The following is a 17,037-nucleotide window of genomic DNA, read 5'->3' on the forward strand; positions in this document are numbered from 1 at the left end:
AGGTTCAGGAAGAGGCCAGCGGCGCCACGGCGGTCAGTACCGCCCGCGCCGCCTCGTCCGGCCGCGTGCGCGGGAAGTAGTGGCCCCCGTCGCGGAGTTCGTGCAGCTCCACCCGGTCGGCCAGCAGCAGCCAGTCCCGGTGGCGGTCGGTGTGCCCGGCGGTGTGCGGGTCGTCAGCGGCGACCACCACCGTGACCGGAGCGGCCAGCCGCGTTGCCGGCGGGCTCTGCAGCGCGTCGCGGAAGTAGCGGTGCGCGGACACGCAGTCGTGCCGGTAGGCGGCGCCGATGTGCCCGGCGTGCCGGTCGTTCAGCTCCGCGAGTTCGGTGTAGCCGCTGTCCGAGGTCAGCCGGGCGGCGATCTCGGCGTCGCTCCGGCCGGCCAGCTCCTCGGCGGCGGCCCGCCGTTCGTCCGCGGTGCCGAGCAGTTGCGCGCCGAGGAACACCCGGGTCACCTCCACCCCGCGCTCCTCCAGCCGCCTCGCCGCCTCCAGTGCCGGCGCGGCCCCCGACGAGTGGCCCCAGATCATGACCCGGGTCAGACCGCGCCCGGCGATCTCGTCCGCGACCCGCTCCGCCACCCGCGTGATCGTCGCGAACGGCTCGGGGCGGTCGGACAGGTCGTGGCCGGGCAGGTCGACCGCGAGAACCGGCAGGCCGCTGCCCGCCAGCACACTCGCCATCGGCTGGTAGTTGACGGCGTTGCCGCCCGCGTAGGGGAAGCAGACCAGGGCGCACTCCGCGGCGCCGGCCGGTGTCGACAGCGGCTGGAGCAGTTCGGTGCGCCGCCGGTCCGCGCCGTCGAGCAGGGCCGCCAGGTCGGCGAGGACCGGGTGCCGGGTGATGTCCTTCAGGGACACCGCGCGGTCGAGGGCGATGGTGAGGCGGACCGCCGTCAGGGAGGTGCCGCCGGAGTCGAAGAAGTGGTCCGTCCGGCCGATCCGGTGCTCGGGCACACCGAGCAATTCGGCCCAGGCGGCCGCCAGTTTCCGCTCGGTCGGGGTGAGCGGGCCGCCGTCCCGCTGCTCGGCGCCGTCGCCGGGAACGGGTGCCGGGGTCTGCTCGGCCAGCGCGGTGAGCGCCTTGCGGTCGGTCTTGCCGTTGGCGGTCAGCGGCAGTTCCGGCTGCCAGTGGAAGGCCGAGGGCACCATGTAGCCGGGCAGCACACCGCCCAGCGACTCCCGCAGCGTCTCCACCGGCTGTCGCTCACCCGTGTAGAAGGCGATCAGGTGCTTGCCGCCGCCGCCCTGTTCGGCGACGACCACCGCCGCGTCGCGCACCCCGGCCACGCGCAGCAGCGTGTTCTCGATCTCGCCGATCTCGATCCGGAAGCCGCGGATCTTGACCTGGTTGTCCCGGCGGCCCAGGAACTCCAGCTTGCCGTCCGGGTGCCAGCGCCCCCAGTCGCCGCCCAGGTAGAGCCGTTCACCCGGCGCGTACGGGTCCTCGCGGTACGCCTCCCGGGTCCGCTCCGGGTCGTTGACGTACCCCCGGCCCACGCAGACGCCGGAGAACGCGATCAGGCCCGGGGCGCCCATCGGGACCAGCGCCAGCCGCTCGTCCACGACGAGGACGCGGACGTTGTTCACCGCGCGGCCCAGCAGCACCCGCTCGGGCACCCGGTCCATGACGTCGTGGTTGGTGTCGTCCGAGGTCTCCGTCAGGCCGTAGGCGTTGACCAGGGCGACCCCCGGCCGGCACGCGAACCACCGCTGGACCAGCTCCCGTTTCAGCGCCTCACCGGTCACCGACACACAGCGCAGATCGGGAAGTGCGCGGGGGTGCCGCTCCAGGTACGCGACCACGACCTCCAGGTACGAGGGCACGACCTGCGCCACGTCGACCCGGCCCCCGGCCAGCGTGTCGACGAACCGCTCCACGTCCACGATCACGTCCTGCGGCACCAGCAGCGTCCGCCCGCCCACCAGCAGCGCGGACACCAGTTGCCACAGCGAGATGTCGAAGCACTGCGGAGCGGTCTGCGCCACCACCGAGCCCTCGCCGATCCCCAGGTCGTCGATCTTGGCGAAGAGGTGGTTGAGCATCCCCGCGTGCTCGCACATCGCCCCCTTCGGCTCGCCGGTGGAGCCGGAGGTGAAGTAGATGTAGGCCAGCTGTCCGGCGTCCACCCGCACCCCGGGGTCGTCGTCGGCGTGCGGCTCCGCGTACGCCTCCCCGACGAGCAGCCGCGTGGTGTCCGGGAGCGTGGCCAGCGCCTCGTCGAGGGTGCCGGTGCTGCCGGCCTCGGTCAGCACCAGCCGGCAGCCGGCCCGGGACAGGGTCGCCGCGATCCGGCCGGCGGGGAAGTGCGGCTCGATCGGCAGGTACACACCGCCCGCCTTGAACACCGCCAGGGTCGCGGCCAGCCAGTCGAGGTCGCGTTCGGTGACCACGGCGACCACGTCCTCGCGGCCGACCCCGCGGGCCAGCAGGGACCGGGCCAGCCGGTTGGCGCGCGCGTTGAGCTCGCCGTACGTCCACTCGCGGTCGCCGTGCACCGCCGCGACGGCCCCCGGGTGCTCCCTGGCCCGCCGCTCGAACAGCTCGTGCGCCCGGGCGTCCGGCAGCGGCCGCCGCCGCCCGGCGAACCCCTCGAGCTGCTCGCGCACCTCGTCGTCGCCCAGCAGGCTCTGTCCCGCGTGCCCGGCGTCCACGTCGGCCGCCATCAGCCGCAGCGCCGTCAGGTGGTAGCCGCCGATCCGGTCCGCGCAGGCGGCGTCCAGCACGTCCGTGCGGTACCGCAGCCGCAGTACCGGCCGCCCGTCCCGCTCGCACCACCGCACCTGGAGCACGCCTTCGTCGGCGAAGCCGTCCCCGGCGTCCGGCGGCCCGAGGACGACCTCGTACGGGGGCTCGGTCAGGCCCAGTTCCCGTCGCAGCCCGGCCACCGGGAACTCCCGGTGCTCCCGCACCTCCGCCTCGGCCCGCCGGGCGGCGGACACCAGGTCCCGCCAGGAGCCCTCGGGCACGGTGAGACGGCAGGGCAGCGGCTCTCCGCGCATTCCGGCGGCGTACCCCGTCACCACGTCACGCTCGCCGGAGAGGGCGGCCAGCACCTTGGCGTGCGCCGCCAGCAGCAGCGCGCCGGCCGGCGCCCCGCACCGCTCGGCGAGGCCGCGCACCGCCCCGGCCACGTCGTCCGGCACGGCGGCCTCGTGCTCCGCCGTTCCCGGCACCGGCTCCCGGGCCCACCGCGGCACCGCGGTGGAACCGCCGGCGGTCAGCACACGGCTCCAGAACTCCCGGTCCGCATCCACGCGCGCTCCCATCGAATGGCCTTCCTCAACTCACCGTCATCGAAGTGGCGCCGGCCGGGCACGAGGGCGCCGCCGGGTCGCCGTCGCCGGGCCGGCCGGCGGCCTCGGGCATGTCCACGGCGGGGTTGCCGCCCCACCGTGCGTGCGGCGGGACCTCCTCGCCCTTCATCAGGAAGGAGTCGGCGGCCAGCACCGCGCCGTCGCCCAAGGTCACGCCGTAGTGCACATGGGAGCCGACGCCCAGCGTGCAGCCGTCGCCGAGGGTGGTGCCCTCGGACTTGAACGTGCCGTCCTCCTGCGAGTGGCACTGGATCTTGCTGCCGGCGTTCAGGGTGCAGTCGTCGCCGATGACGGTGAGGGTCCGCTCCGTCAGGTAGCAGCCGTCGTCGAACACCCTGCGGCCGATGCGCACGCCCATCAGGCGCCAGGCGAGGCTCTTGTACGGGGTGCCGTTGAAGATGTTGAGGTGGCGGTCCGGGACCTTCCACAGGCGCTCGTGCCGCCAGAAGAGGGGGTCGTAGATGGAGCACAACCGGGGCCGCAGCCGGCGGAACCGCATGATCAGGCGTTCCACCAGGACGTGGTAGAGCGTGGTGAACAGGAGCGTCCCCGCCAGATAGAGGGCGATCACCACCTGCCCGGCGACGCCGTACAGGTCCACCGAGGCGAGGGCGAACAGGGTGAGCCCGAAGGTGTGCACCCATCGCGCGAACAGCATCACGGCCATCGAGCGCAGGTTGTAGCGGTTCTTCGCGGCGAGCCTGCGGCGCAGGGTCTCGCCGGTCCTGAGGTCGTCGAACCGCGCGTCCCGCTCCACCGTCCGGGGGATCTCGAAGCACGGCGAGCCGAGCAGTCCGACGCCTTCCCTGACCTCGCCGTCGAGGGGCACCATCACCTTCGTCGCCAGCAGGCAGTTCTCGCCCGTGCGGCCTCCGGCGGGATACGCGATGTTGTTGCCCAGGAAGTTGTGCGCCCCGATCGACGCCCGGGAGATCCGGAACGACGTGCTCGAGTACTCCGCGTTCAGGACGGAGAGGCCGTCGGCCACCATCGTGCCGCTGCCGACGCTCACCAGGAACGGGGTCTCGTGCTGCACCTCGGTGCCGAAGTTCGACCCCGTCTGCTCCACGTGCGACAGGTCGTACCCGAGTCCTCGCAGGTAGTGCACGATGTAGGAACTGTCGCCGAACAGCCAGGCGAAGAACCGGACGTTCGTCATCCGGGCCGTCGCCCGGTGCACCGCGTAGTGGAACCCGTAGAGCGGGTACACCCGGTCGGGCCTGACCGCCAGTCTCAGCAGCCGCGGCACGGTGTACAGCACCAGCAGTCCGCCCACCACGAAGCCCACGAACAGCACGAGGGACAGCAGCAGCGCGTCCGGGATCAGCTCGGCCCGCGACACGGCGGCCGACTGCGGGTCCAGCCGTTTGCCGAGCGCCGGGACCTCGGTGAACAGGATGTAGATCCCGCCGACGGTCAGGGGGATGTACAGCAGGAAGAGCTGGACCAGCGTCATGCACGCGAACCAGGCCCGGCGCACGGTCCCGCACGCGGCCGGCTCCACGCGTAGGTAGTCGGTCCCGCCGGGCTCCGCGGGGGAGCCGTGCCACCGCTCGCCCGCCGGGACCGCCTGGCCGCGGTGCAGGGCCGAGGAGTGGCCGATCTGCGCGTCGTCACCCAGCGAGGTGTCGATGTCCAGGACCGTCTTCTCGCCCACGAACGCACCCCGGCCCAGGGTGATACGGCCGGTCTGGATGCGCCCCGCGTGGGCCCGGTAGCCGAGGAGGAAGGCGTCCTTGCGGATCACCGCCCCGGCGCCGATCGTCACCAGGTCGGTGCAGACCGGCACGGAGTGGGAGAGGATCGTGACGCCCTTGCCGATCCGGGCGCCCAGGGCCCGCAGGTACAGCACGTACAGCGGGTTCCCGACGAAGAGGATCATCGGGTTGGCGTGCAGCAGCGCCTTCAGGAGCCAGAAGCGGAGGTAACGGGGGCCCCACAGCGGGAACTCGCCCGGTTTCCAGCGGCCCACGAGCGCCCACTTCGCGGCGATGGGGAACGCGCACAGCGCGATGAACCCGGCGCCTCCGAAGAGCACCGAGCGCAGGTAGACGTCGACCGCTCCCGAGCCGGCCGCGATCCACCGGTACCCGCGGTCCGCGACGAAACCGGCGACCAGGGAGTACACCAGGAAAATCAGCAACTGGAAGAAACCGCAGAGGAAATGACTACGGCTGCTCGCACGCGGTACCCGGTCCGGCGTGGTGGGCGGCGCAGGTGCCGAGGCGGCGGCAGCGCCTTGCGGGACGGTCCCGGGGGCGGTCTCCGTCAGGGCGGCCGCCAGGCTCCGGATCGTGGGGTACCGGTAGATGTCCTTCATGGACGGGGAAGGCAGGTCGGTTCTCTTCCTGACGCGGGCGCAGAACTGGGCCATCACCAGGGAGTTGGCGCCGAGGTCGGTGAAGAAGTGCCCGTCCACCGGTACGTTCGCGACGCCCACGACGTCGGCCAGCGCGACGGCGAGTTCTCTCTCGGTGTCCGCTCCTGCCGGGCCCGCGTCGTCCCGACTGGTGACCGTGCCTTCGCCCGGTCCCGCTATCCGGACCTCGGAGGACTGCTCCACCATTCGATCTCCTGCAGGGCTTCAGGGACGGCCGACGGCGGGGCACGGCCGGCCCGCGGTCCGAGTGGACCGGGACGCGGCCCGACCGGGCCGTCGGAGGTTCATGGCGTGTCATTACTGATCACGAACCGCCAGATTCAGTTTCGGTCGATCACCGTGAGGCTGCCACTTCGCGGCCTTGGCGAGGCTTGCGACGGATGACCTGAATACCGGGATTTCCCTGCCCTCCGGCGCTCAGGGGGCGCGCGGCGGATCACCCGACCGGCGGTCCCCGGTGCGCCCGCGAGCCGGTTCACGCCCCCGCCCGGCCGGCCCGCCCATGCTCGTGTGAGCCCTGTACGCGCCCCCGTCGGGGCGAGCAGACTCCGCCGTGCCGGCAGGCGGGACACCGGAACACCGGGGCGCCGCCACGCCGGCTGCCCAGTCGTCCCAGGAAGGCAGGTCGGCCGTCGTGCTGCTGCGTCTGCCCACGTCCGTGTCCGAAGCGCAGGACTGCCTGGCCGAGGGGGCCGTGCCGGTCGGCGGTGCCACCCTCGTGTGGGCCGCCTGGCAGCGGGACGGCTTCCCCGCGAGCGCCATGTCCCTGCGGGAACTCCCCGAGGCCAATGTGATCGGCCGTGAGGAGCTGGGCGCCGCCGTGGTCCTCGCCGGCCTCGACGACCGGGTGCCGGACGTGCTGCGCCGCGCGGCCGCCACGGTGGGCACCGGAGCCGTGCGCCGGACGGCCACGGTCGGCGGCAACCTCGCGGGCAGCGCCCTGCGGTGTCTGCTGCCGCCCGCGCTCGTGCTGGACGCCCGCGCCAGGGTGCTGGACCCGGCCGGCGTCCGCGAGACCGGCCTCGCCGAGGCGGCGGCCGGACGCGCGGTGCTGCTCGGCGTCCACTGGCGGGAGCCGGTCGCCGCCGCGTACCGCAAGCTCCCCGGCGTGGACGGCGGCGCCCCGCCCCTGGTCGTCGCCTCGGCGCTGCACGACGGCGAGCGGGGCCCGCGCCTGCGTGTCGCCGTGCGCATCGGCTACGACGTGCTCAGCGAGGCCGTCGACCGCGGCAACGGTGCCGGGGACGCCCTCGCCGCGCTGCGCGAGACGCCCCTGGGCGGCCTGCCGCCGGTGGCCTGGAAAGCCGTCCGGGAACAGGTGTCGGGCCTCCTGGACCGGCCGGAGGGGCGGTGAGCGGCCCGCGCGCGGTCAGGCCCACAGCTCCCGGCTGTCGCACACACGGGCGCCCATGTTCCGCTCCATCATGCGCAGCGCCGCATCCGCCAGGTCGGCGTGGATGTGCGCCACCGCGTCCCGGGGGATGACGACGTCGAAGTGCCGGATGTGGGCGTCCAGCGACGAGTAGAGCACGCACTGCTCGGTGACCTGGCCGGACAGCACGAGCCGCTCGATCCCCTGCTGCCGGAGCAGGTACGCCAGCGGGGTGTCGAAGAAGATCGAGTGCCGGGCCTTGACCACGAACAGGGAGCTGGGGTCCGGCCGCAACGGCTCGACCAGTTCGGCGCGCGGCCCGGCCAGCGCGTGCTCCAGCAGCTCGCCGTGGTGGGAGCGCCACTCGCCGAAGTTGTCGTTCACGTAGATCACCGGCACGTCCTTGCGCCGGGCCCGTTCCAGGAGGTCGGTCAGCACGGGGACGACGGACTCCACCGAGGGGAGCAGCAGCTCGGCGTCCTTGTGGTCGTAGGTGTTGATCATGTCGATGACGATCAGCGCGGTCTTGCCCATGTCCGCAGAGTTCCACTCCGAGGGGCCCGCCAACCGGTCGGTGACAGATAACGATCTCGGTGAACACCTTGCGTAATTCCCCTGCCCCTCTAGCCTCCGGCCATGGCTTTTCTATCGCGTCGCCGCCGAGGGGCACGCCTGGCGCCGGAACTCGGCGACCAGGACCTGGGCAGGCTGCTGAAGTCCCTGCTGGCGACCACGAGGACCGGAACGATCGCGACGACGGACCTGTGCGCCGCCCAGCTGTCCCGGCTCCTGAGCCAGGAGCCGGGCGACTGGGACCGCCGCACCCACCGGCTGGGCGTGCTGGGCGGCTTCCTGGCCGGATCGCACCTGGCGCGGTCCTGGGCCGCGCGGGAGCCGCGCGACGCGAACGCACTCGTCCTGCACGCCTGGACCGAGGTCGCCCAGGCCCGCGCGCGGGGAGGTCTGGACGACGCGTCCGGCACCGTGGACCACTGTCTGCGGGCCGCCGAACTCGCACCGGAGGACCCCGCTCCGTGGGTCGCCCTGCTGGCGGTGGCACGGCTGGAACGCTGGGCGCAGCCCCGGGTGTTCGGGGTGTGGAACGAGGTGCTCGCGCGCGACCGCTGGAACCGCGAGGCCTACTTGAGCATGCTGGGCTATCTGAGCCCGGAGGAGGCCGGATCACGCATCCAGGTCCTGGAGTTCGTGGACACCCTGCGGGCCCGTATGCCCGCGAACGCCCCCTGCGCGGCGACCGAACTGACCGCCCAGGTCCAGCAGTACCAAGCCGTGCTGGACCGGGGCGGGTTCGAGGCGCTGGTGGCGCGCAACCACTGGTCCCAGGCCATGGCGGCCCAGGCCCTCGACCGTGTCGCGCACACCTGGCCGCGGCCGGGGTTCCTGAGCCACGCGGCGGCCGCGGCCGATCTCAACGTGCTCGCCTACGCGTTGCTGGCCGCCGATCGGCGGGTGGAGGCCCGTGCCGTCTTCGAGACGCTCGACGGCACCGTCACCGCCTGGCCGTGGCAGGCCGGGGGCGATCCGGTCGAGGAGTACGAGCAGGCGCGGCGCAAGGCGACGGCCGGGATGTGACCGGCTCCCGTACCCGGGTCAGAGCGCTCGGGTGAGCAGGGGGAGGTAGCCGAGGGAGTGGCCGGTCGCCGTCGGGTGGTAGGACTCGCCGAGGTCCAGCCAGTCCACGCCGTGAAGCCACGGTTCGGCCGAGCAGATCCCGTGCCCGTCGAAGACGGTCCGCACGTCGACGAAGGTGAAGCCGTGGGCGGCGGCGCGCGCGGCGAGCACCTGGTTGAGGTGGTCCGAGGCGTCGTTGAGCGCGGACCGCTCGGCGTCCGGCAGCCCGCCCGAGCAACTGCCGTGCAACTGGTACAGGCGCGGATAGCCGAGCACCACGACGCGGGCGGCGGGGGCCTTGCCGCGGATGGCCGAGTACAGACGGTCGAGGCTGGCCGGCAGCGTCTCGTCCGTGGCGGCGCGGGCCTTGGCCACGGCCGACAGGCAGGTGCCGCTGCCGCCCAGCACGCAGGACGCCATCACGGTGGTGAACCCGGCGTCCCGGCCGCCCGCCGTGAGGGTGACCAGGCCGGTGCGCGGGCCGAGCGGACCGAGCTGCTTGTTCAGCACGTCGCCCGTCTTGGCGCCGTCGCAGGCGGTGAAGCTGAACGACGAGGGGGAGTGGGCCGCGGCCCACAGCGCGGGGAAGGACAGGCTGCTGCGCAGGCAGCGCGGCGCGGCGGTGAGGTAGCTGCCGGCTCCGACGCCCGCCGAGTAGGAGTCCCCGAGGGCCACGTAGCCCGTGGCCGCGATGCCGGGTGCCGCCGCCGTGGCCGCGGGACCGGCGAGGGTGCAGACGGCCGCGAGGAGGAGGGCGGCCGCCCAGGGGGCTATTCGGGACTTTCTCATGACTCTCCTCTATCCCGGCCTGGCCGGGGCCGCCCGCGCCGGACTCCCGTGCGGCCCGCCCCGGTTGACGGATGGCGCCGCTCATGGCGTCGGCAGGAGCGGCCCCGGGGCGGCAGGGCGACGGGCCCGACGCGGGGCGCCCGGCGAGGCGCTTCGCTCCCCGCTGATTTCACCCGATGAGCCGTCACCCGCCCGGCGGCGCGCGGATCGCCGCTTACATCGTCGAACCGGAACCGTGCATTGGCATGGACCTGACCTACGCATCGGGGCTAGGCTCTGCCCCGCCACGCATGAGAGCGCTCTCAGACATCGGCTGTTCCACCCCCACCCCTGGAACGACGAAGGGCAACCCCCATGAGACGCACCAGACTTGCGCATGCCGCCCTGGCCGCACTCCTCGTCCTCGGCGGACTGAGCGCGGCCGGCGCCTTCCCCGCCTCCGCGACCGGCTCGCCCGCCGGACCCGCCGTTGCCGTACGATCCGCCGAGCCCGCCTCCGACGGCATCGTCACCGCCATGCGGCGGGACCTCGGCCTGACCCGCGCCCAGGCGGTGGCCAGGCTCGCCGCCGAAAAGACCGCCGCCGGGCTCGACCCCGAGGTGCGCCGCACGGCCGGCGCCGCCTACGCGGGCTCCTGGTTCGACGCCCCGAGCGGGCGCCTGACCGTCGCCCTCACCCCCGACGCCCCGGCCGCCACCCGCCGGGCGATCGAGCGCTCCGGCGCCACCGTCCGCACCGCCGAGCACAGCGCCCGGCGGCTGGACGCGGCCAAGGCGCGCATCGACCGGCTGTCCGCGCCCTCGGGGATCAGCGGCTGGCACGTCGACCCGAAGGCCAACACCGTCGTCGTCGACGTCGTGCGCGGCGAGCGTGCCGACAACGATGTCCGGCGCTTCCTTTCCCTGGCCCGCCGGACCGGCCCCGTCACCGTCGAGACCTCCGCGGCTCCCAGGACCCTCGCCGCGGGCACGGTGGGCGGCGATCCGTACTACACCGGCAACGTCCGCTGCTCCATCGGCTTCTCGGTCTACGGAGGCTTCGTCACCGCCGGGCACTGCGGGCAGCCCGGCGCCGGGGTGAGCGGCTGGGACCACTCCTACGTCGGCACCTTCCAGGGCTCCTCCTTCCCGGACAACGACTACGCCTGGGTCAGCGTGGGCAGCGGCTGGTGGACGGTGCCCGTGGTGCTCGGCTGGGGCACGGTGCCGGACCAGCTCGTACGCGGCTCGAACGTGGCGCCCGTCGGCTCCTCGGTCTGCCGCTCGGGTTCCACCTCGCACTGGCACTGCGGCACGGTGCTGGCGCTCAACGAGACCGTCAACTACAGCCAGGGCGCGGTGCACCAGCTCACCAAGACCAGCGCCTGCGCCGAGCCCGGCGACTCGGGCGGCTCCTTCATCACCGGGGACCAGGCCCAGGGCGTCACCTCCGGCGGCTGGGGCAACTGCTCCAGCGGCGGCGAGACCTGGTTCCAGCCGGTCAACGAGATCCTCAGCCGGTACGGTCTGACCCTGCACACCTACTGACCGCACGCGGCGGCCCGGGGGTTCCGCGTCCGGCGCGGGACCCCCACCGCGGACCCCGGGAACACGGGGCGGCGAGACCGTCCGCGCGACGCCACCGCGGAACGGACCTCATCCCATGCACGACACCTGGACCACCCGCCCCGAGACCGCCGCCGACCACGCCGCCGTACGCGAGATCCACCTCGCCGCCTTCGACACCCCGCTGGAGGCCGACCTCGTCGACGCCCTGCGCGCCGACCCGGCCTGGATCGACGGGCTGTCCTGGGTCAGCACCGGCACGGACGGCACACCCGCCGGCCACGCGCTGCTCACCCGGTGCCACATCGGCGAGGCTCCGGCCCTGTGCCTCGGCCCCGTCGCCGTACACCCCGAACACCAGCGCACCGGCGCCGGATCGGCGGCCGTGCGCGCCGCGCTCCGGGCCGCCGGCGCCCTCGGCGAGCGCCATGTCGTCGTCCTCGGACATCCGGAGTACTACCCGCGCTTCGGCTTCACCCGGGCCTCCGCCCACGGCGTCGGCCTGACCGTCGACGTACCCGACGAGGCCCTGATGACCCTCACCCTGGACGCCGGCGGCCCGCCGCCCGCCGGAACGGTGCGCTACGCCGCGCCGTTCGGCATCTGAGGACGCACGTGCCGCGCGGGGCGCCGCGGCCCCGCGCGGCGGGTCACTGACCGCCCAGTCCCGTCGTGGCGACGGACTTGACGATGTGCCGCTGGAAGAAGACGAAGACCACCACGAGCGGCAGCGCCGCGAGCACGGCGGACGCCATGGTCTGGGCGTACTGGATGCCGTAGGCGTCCTTCACCGAGGTGATGCCGACCGGCAGCGTCATCAGCCCCGGGTCGGACGTCGAGACGAACGGCCACAGGAAGTTGTTCCAGGCCCCGATGAACACGAAGATCGCGACGGCGGCCAGCATCGGCCGCGACAACGGCAGCAGCACGGACCAGAAGACGCGCCAGTGGCCGGCGCCGTCGATGCGGGCGGCCTCCTCCAGCTCCCGCGGCAGCGAGTCGAAGTGCTTCTTCAGGATGAACACCATGACCGGCGCCACCGTCTGCGGCAGGATCACCGCCGCGTAGGTGTCGACCAGGTGCAGGGTGAGCATCTGCCGGAACCACGGCACGATCAGCAGCTGCGGCGGCACCAGTACCGCCGCCACGGTGAGCGCGAACAGCCACCGGCGCCCGGCGAACACCGTGCGGGAGAAGGCGTACCCGGCCATGGCGGAGACCAGCACCGTGATGACCGTGACCGCCGCGGACACCAGGAAGCTGTTGAGCATCCACAGCGGAAGGTCGCCGCGCTCCCACACGGTCGAGAAGCCGTGCAGGGTGAAGCCGTGCCGGGGCAGGAACCACTGCCCGGGGTCGCTCGCGTCCTGCTCGGACTTGAACGCGGTGAGCAGGGCCCACGCCATCGGCAGCAGCCACACCAGGGCCAGCACCGCGAGCACCGCCAGGGCCAGGCCCCGGGCGAGCCGGCTGTCGCCGAGGGTGAGGTTCCGCTCCGGCCGGGCGGCCCGGCGATACCCGCCCGGGCGTCTCGGCGGACGGGCGGCGCGGGCCGGCGCGGCCGGGCGGACGGGCAGTTCGGTGGAGGTCATGTCACTTCTCCCGGCGGCGGAGGGCGGCGTACTGGGCCGCGGAGGCGATGAGGACGAGGGCGAAGAAGACGTAGGCGACCGCCGAGGCGTAGCCCAGCCGGTAGCCGGTGAAGCCGACGTCGTACATGTACTCGATGACCGGGCGGGTCGAGTTGTTCGGGCCGCCCTTGGTCAGCAGGTACACCTGGTCGAAGACCTTCAGCGAGGCCAGGATCTGCAGCACGGTGATGACGCCGGTGATCCGGCCGAGCTGCGGCAGCGTGATCGACCGCAGCCGCCGCCAGGCGCCCGCCCCGTCGATGGCCGCCGCCTCGTACAGGTGGTCGGGGATGGCCTGCAACGCGGCCACGTACAGCAGGAAGTTGAAGCCGACCGTCCACCACAGGGTGGTCAGCACGATCGCCCACATCGTCACGGACTCGTCGCTCAGCCAGGACACCGGCCCGACTCCGACCGCCTCCAGGAGGTGGTTCAGGAGCCCGAGGTCCGGCTGGTACAGCCAGATCCACAGCAGGCTCACCACGCCGACCGGGAGAAGGTACGGCGCGAAGAACGCCAGCCGCCACACCCACTGGCCCGGCAGGCCGGTGTGCACCAGCAGCGCCATCCCGAGTGCCACCGCGACGAGCGGGACCGTCGACAGGACGGTGAACCACAGGGTGTGGCCGAGGGAGCGCCACATCTCGGCGTCCCCGAGGGCCTCGGTGAAGTTGTCGAGGCCCACGAAGGACGGGGCGTGGGCCGACAGCGAGGTGTCGGTCAGGCTCATCCAGAGGCCCTGGGCCAGCGGCCACACCATGAAGAGGGCGAACAGGACGAGGAAGGGCAGCGCGAACAGCAGGCCCGGGGGCAGCAGCCGGCGCGCCGACGGTGCCCCGGTGCGGGGCGAGGCGTGGGGAGAGGACATCGTTGTGCCTCCTGCGCGGTGGATCGCGGCCGGGTCAGGCCGGGCTGGGCTTGGACAGGAAGGTGTTCAGGCGCCGCACCATCGCGCGCGCCGCGCGGTCGGGGGCGAGACCGTCGAGCAGGGCCTGCTGCAGGACCTGCGACATGGCGTTCTGGAAGTCCGAGCCGGCGCCCGCGAACCACACCGAGGGGTCGAGCACCACGTGGTCCTGGGCGTTCGCGTAGTGCGACTGCGGCTGGAGTCCGGCGTAGGCCGCCGTCCGGGTGACCGGGCCGTAGGCGGGGATGTGCCCGGCCGTCGCCCAGATCTGGCCGGCCTTCAGCAGCGCCGCCACCGCCTGGTGGGTGCGACGGCGGCGCCCGGGGTCGGGGTCCGGGTGGTGCGGGAGGACGAAGGAGTGCGAGTCGGCGTAGACGGCCGGGGTGCCGAACACCGTCGGGAACGGGGCCGCCCCCACGTTCTTGTCGGCCGTGCGGAACGTGCCCAGTTCCCACTCGCCGGAGAGGATCATCGCCGTCTGCCGGTTGCTGAAGGCGGCGATCGCCGAGGCGTAGTCCAGCCGCCTGGGGTTCACCCGGCCGTCGACGATCCGGGCCATGAAGGCGATGACCTCGGCCATCCGGTCGACGTCGACCTCGGCGGGCCCGCCCTGGGGCAGCCGGAACACCCCGCCGGTCTGCCGGTACAGGCCGTAGAACAGCCGCCACCCCTGGGCGGTGTCGGTGACGTAGCCGAAGGCGATGCCCTGCTTGCCCGAGGCCTTCGCCAGTTCGCGCCCCGCCGCCAGGAACCGGTCGGGGGAGGAGAACGCCTCGGTGTCCAGCGCCCCGTCCTTGGTGAGCAGACCCGCCTCGCGGGCCGGTTCCGGGTGGTAGAAGACGATGAACGGGTGCGTGTCCAGCGGGATCGCGTAGGTGCGGCCCTCGAACTGGGTGCGGGACCACACGGCCTTGGTGAAGGCGTCCTCGGTGACGCCGTACTCCGCCAGGACGTCCAGGTCCCACGGGTCCAGCAGTCCGGTGGGCGCGTAGCCGGCCAGCCGGGACATGTGGGAGACCGCCACGTCGGGACCGCGCCCGCCGGCCGAGGCCATGGCGAGCTTGGTGTAGTACGGGGTCCCCCACTCCAGGACGGTGCGCTCGACACGGGTGCCCGGCATGTCGGGGCGCGCGGCGCGCACCATGTCGTTGAGCAGTCCGCCGTCGGCCCCGCTGAACAGGTCCCACAGGCGGACGGTCGAGGCGTCGGCCGCCTGGGCGGAACCGCAGCCGCTGAGCGCGCCGGCGCCCAGGACCGCGGCACCGGAGGCGAGCGCGGCCGTCAGCACCCGGCGCCGCGTGGGCGCGGGCGGACCGACGGGTGCGGGTATGCCGGTCATACAGCTCCTCTCCTACGGGCGGCGGTCCGCGGGACGCCCTTCGCGCCCGTGGTTGCCGCCCATGGACATACATCGATGTAAATCACGGGGTCGTGCGTCCCTCCGGTGTCCCAGGGGAGGGACGGGAGGTCACGGGGTGTTCTCGAAGGCCGCGGGACGGGTCTGGGCGGCGCGCAGCAGGGCGGTGTCGACCTTCTCGGAGCGGTCGAAGCGGTAGACGCCGTTGCGCTCCTGGAAGACGTCGGTGAGCTGGGTGTAGCAGTACCCGAACATGTCCGGGTCGTCGAGGAGCACGGCGGTCAGACCGGTGAAGCGCTCGACGAACTCCTCGGCGGTGCGCGGGCGTTCGCCGTAGCCCCAGGAGGCCTCCGCGTCGTCGCCGGCGGCGTTCGCCGCGGCCTCGGGATCCCACCAGACACCGCCGAACTCACTGCAGAAGTACGGCTGGCCGCGGTAGGGCAGCGACCAGGGGCGGCCGTCGGGGCCGGTGTTGACGTACGGCCGGTCCGCCGCCAGACCGGCCATCGTCTTGGCGAAGGCCGCCGGGTCCTGCTCGTAGCAGTGGGAGTCGTAGACGTCCGTCTCGGCCACCCGGTGGGCGTAGCCGGAGGCGTCGATCACGGGCCGGCTGGGGTCCGCCTGCTTGGTGGCGAGGAACATCGCGCGGGTGACGTCGTCGAGCCCGGTGATGCGGTCGTGCAGGTGCTGGTAGGTCTCGTTGAGCGGGCACCAGCCGACGATCGAGGGGTGCGAGTGGTCGCGCTCCAGCGCCTCCAGCCACTGGGCGACGTAACTGGCGTCCGGGCGCTGGTTGTCGTCGCGTACGCCGGTCTCGCAGCCCCAGTCGCCGAACTCGCCCCAGACCAGGTAGCCGAGGCGGTCGGCGTGGTACAGGTAGCGCTCCTCGAACACCTTCTGGTGCAGCCGGGCGCCGTTGAAGCCCGCCGCGAGCCCCAGTTCGATGTCGCGCACCAGGTCGGCGTCGCTCGGCGCGGTCATCAGGCCGTCCGCGTAGTAGCCCTGGTCGAGGACCAGACGCTGGAAGAGCGGTTCGCCGTTGAGCAGCAGGCGCTTGCCGTGGATCGCGACCGAGCGCAGGCCGGCGTAGGAGCGGACGGAGTCGACCGCCTTCCCGCCGGCGTCCAGGACTTCAAGCAGGAGGTCGTACAGGTGCGGGTCGGCGGGCGACCAGACCCGGCGGCGGTCCTCGGGGACGGTCAGCACCAGGCGGGGCGCGAGGCCGAGGTCGGCCCGGGACTCGGCGGTGACGACGGCGCCGTCCCGGTCGCTCAGGGTGGCGCGGACGCGGTGCCCGGGTGCGTTGGCAGTGAGCGGCAGCTCCACGTGGAAGGAGTTCGAGGCCAGGTCGGGGGTGACGCGCGGGCGCCTGAGGGCGGCCGAGCGGGGGACCGGCTCCATCCAGACCGTCTGCCAGATGCCGGTCGTCCGGGTGTAGTGGCAGTGCGAGTTGGCGTACCAGGTGGCCTGCTTGCCGCGTGCCTGGACGCCGTGGCGGCTGTCCCGGGCGCGGACCACGACGGTCAGCTCCCTGCCCGGGGCCGCCAGGTCGCCGAGGTCCGCGGTGAACGGGGTGAAGCCGCCGCGGTGCCGGGCCACCTCGGTGCCGTCCACCCACACCGTGGTGTCGTGGTCCACGGCGCCGAAGTGCAGCAGCACCCGGGCGTCGGTCCAGTCGTCCGGGACCGTCACCGTGCGCCGGTACCAGACCGCCTCGAGGAAGTCGGTCTCGCCGACGCCGGAGAGTTCCGACTCGGGGCAGAACGGAACGACGATCCGGCCGGTGAGCGGACGGTCCCTCAGCCCGCGCTCCAGGCCGGTGTCCGACCGGTCGATCTCGAACTCCCACTCGCCGTTGAGATTCAGCCATGCGTCACGGACGAACTGCGGCCTGGGGTACTCGGGGCGGGGCAGGTCCGCGGGGTGCGGGACGGGCATGGTGCTCCTTGCGTCCGGGGTGCTGTTCGGTGCGAGCACATGGCACCATGAGATTTACATCGATGTAAATACCCGGGACGCAAGAGGTCCCGGGCAGGTGGGTTCTGAGCCGATCCGGCCACCGGACGGGATCGGGCCCGGTCCGTGCCGATCGGTATGATCCACGGCAG

12 protein-coding genes are annotated in these 17,037 nt (G+C 73.1%); 4 read left to right on the top strand and 8 right to left on the bottom strand.

From position 1 onward, the window contains the following. Nucleotides 1-4: 4 nt before the first annotated feature. Together ACFYU0_RS06320 and ACFYU0_RS06325 are read right to left on the bottom strand one after the other, a co-directional pair. Nucleotides 5-3,268, bottom strand: a complete 3,264-nt coding sequence (locus ACFYU0_RS06320; protein ID WP_389298209.1) for an amino acid adenylation domain-containing protein — start codon at nt 3,266-3,268, stop codon at nt 5-7. Between the two features lie 13 nt (nt 3,269-3,281). After that, entirely contained in the window at nt 3,282-5,882 is a 2,601-nt protein-coding gene (locus ACFYU0_RS06325; RefSeq protein ID WP_389298211.1) for a Pls/PosA family non-ribosomal peptide synthetase, read from the bottom strand. 448 nt (nt 5,883-6,330) lie between these two features. On the opposite strand from ACFYU0_RS06325, the gene ACFYU0_RS06330 reads away from it, so the two are divergent. Continuing rightward, the gene (locus ACFYU0_RS06330; RefSeq protein WP_389298213.1) at nt 6,331-7,050 is read left to right on the top strand and encodes an FAD binding domain-containing protein; all 720 of its coding nucleotides are present in this window, start codon (nt 6,331-6,333) and stop codon (nt 7,048-7,050) included. A gap of 15 nt (nt 7,051-7,065) precedes the next feature. Here the strand turns inward: ACFYU0_RS06330 and ACFYU0_RS06335 are convergent, their stop codons facing one another. Beyond that, nucleotides 7,066-7,602, bottom strand: coding sequence for a cysteine hydrolase family protein (locus tag ACFYU0_RS06335; protein WP_389298215.1), 537 nt, complete (start codon nt 7,600-7,602; stop codon nt 7,066-7,068). A 102-nt stretch (nt 7,603-7,704) separates the two neighbouring features. On the opposite strand from ACFYU0_RS06335, the gene ACFYU0_RS06340 reads away from it, so the two are divergent. Continuing rightward, complete coding sequence (locus tag ACFYU0_RS06340) at nt 7,705-8,661, top strand: hypothetical protein (protein ID WP_389298216.1); 957 nt, start codon at nt 7,705-7,707, stop codon at nt 8,659-8,661. Nucleotides 8,662-8,679: 18 nt separating this feature from the next. On the opposite strand, the gene ACFYU0_RS06345 is transcribed toward ACFYU0_RS06340, so the two are convergent. After that, entirely contained in the window at nt 8,680-9,489 is an 810-nt protein-coding gene (locus ACFYU0_RS06345) for an SGNH/GDSL hydrolase family protein (RefSeq protein WP_351666418.1), read from the bottom strand. A 354-nt stretch (nt 9,490-9,843) separates the two neighbouring features. Between ACFYU0_RS06345 and ACFYU0_RS06350 the strand changes: the two genes are divergently transcribed. Together ACFYU0_RS06350 and ACFYU0_RS06355 are read left to right on the top strand one after the other, a co-directional pair. Then, nucleotides 9,844-11,016 (top strand): S1 family peptidase, encoded by a 1,173-nt coding sequence (locus tag ACFYU0_RS06350; RefSeq protein ID WP_389298219.1) that lies wholly within the window; start codon nt 9,844-9,846, stop codon nt 11,014-11,016. 115 nt (nt 11,017-11,131) lie between these two features. Further along, a complete protein-coding gene (locus tag ACFYU0_RS06355; RefSeq protein WP_389298221.1) occupies nt 11,132-11,641 on the top strand; it encodes a GNAT family N-acetyltransferase in 510 nt (169 codons plus the stop codon). A 43-nt stretch (nt 11,642-11,684) separates the two neighbouring features. Here the strand turns inward: ACFYU0_RS06355 and ACFYU0_RS06360 are convergent, their stop codons facing one another. The 4 genes from ACFYU0_RS06360 to ACFYU0_RS06375 form a co-directional block, all read right to left on the bottom strand. Continuing rightward, nucleotides 11,685-12,626: a carbohydrate ABC transporter permease gene (locus tag ACFYU0_RS06360; RefSeq protein WP_389298223.1), complete on the bottom strand. Its 942-nt coding sequence runs from the start codon at nt 12,624-12,626 to the stop codon at nt 11,685-11,687. A 1-nt stretch (nt 12,627) separates the two neighbouring features. Then, the gene (locus ACFYU0_RS06365) at nt 12,628-13,533 is read right to left on the bottom strand and encodes a carbohydrate ABC transporter permease (protein ID WP_389298224.1); all 906 of its coding nucleotides are present in this window, start codon (nt 13,531-13,533) and stop codon (nt 12,628-12,630) included. 34 nt (nt 13,534-13,567) lie between these two features. Then, on the bottom strand, nt 13,568-14,911 hold the full coding sequence (locus ACFYU0_RS06370; RefSeq protein WP_389298226.1) for an ABC transporter substrate-binding protein: 1,344 nt from the start codon (nt 14,909-14,911) through the stop codon (nt 13,568-13,570). 129 nt (nt 14,912-15,040) lie between these two features. Continuing rightward, a complete protein-coding gene (locus ACFYU0_RS06375) occupies nt 15,041-16,867 on the bottom strand; it encodes a sugar-binding domain-containing protein (protein WP_351666424.1) in 1,827 nt (608 codons plus the stop codon). Between the last annotated feature and the right edge of the window lie 170 nt (nt 16,868-17,037).

Origin of the sequence: Streptomyces sp. NPDC003720, assembly GCF_042875075.1 — a bacterium.
Classification (GTDB): domain Bacteria; phylum Actinomycetota; class Actinomycetes; order Streptomycetales; family Streptomycetaceae; genus Streptomyces.

Bases quoted from the DNA above. Each gene is read 5' to 3' on its own strand.
- ACFYU0_RS06335 (WP_389298215.1), bottom strand. From the start codon at position 7,602: ATGGGCAAGACCGCGCTGATCGTCATCGACATGATCAACACCTACGAC.
- ACFYU0_RS06320 (WP_389298209.1), bottom strand. From the start codon at position 3,268: ATGGGAGCGCGCGTGGATGCGGACCGGGAGTTCTGGAGCCGTGTGCTG.
- ACFYU0_RS06340 (WP_389298216.1), top strand. From the start codon at position 7,705: ATGGCTTTTCTATCGCGTCGCCGCCGAGGGGCACGCCTGGCGCCGGAA.
- ACFYU0_RS06355 (WP_389298221.1), top strand. From the start codon at position 11,132: ATGCACGACACCTGGACCACCCGCCCCGAGACCGCCGCCGACCACGCC.
- ACFYU0_RS06360 (WP_389298223.1), bottom strand. From the start codon at position 12,626: ATGACCTCCACCGAACTGCCCGTCCGCCCGGCCGCGCCGGCCCGCGCC.
- ACFYU0_RS06370 (WP_389298226.1), bottom strand. From the start codon at position 14,911: ATGACCGGCATACCCGCACCCGTCGGTCCGCCCGCGCCCACGCGGCGC.
- ACFYU0_RS06345 (WP_351666418.1), bottom strand. From the start codon at position 9,489: ATGAGAAAGTCCCGAATAGCCCCCTGGGCGGCCGCCCTCCTCCTCGCG.
- ACFYU0_RS06325 (WP_389298211.1), bottom strand. From the start codon at position 5,882: ATGGTGGAGCAGTCCTCCGAGGTCCGGATAGCGGGACCGGGCGAAGGC.
- ACFYU0_RS06350 (WP_389298219.1), top strand. From the start codon at position 9,844: ATGAGACGCACCAGACTTGCGCATGCCGCCCTGGCCGCACTCCTCGTC.
- ACFYU0_RS06365 (WP_389298224.1), bottom strand. From the start codon at position 13,533: ATGTCCTCTCCCCACGCCTCGCCCCGCACCGGGGCACCGTCGGCGCGC.
- ACFYU0_RS06375 (WP_351666424.1), bottom strand. From the start codon at position 16,867: ATGCCCGTCCCGCACCCCGCGGACCTGCCCCGCCCCGAGTACCCCAGG.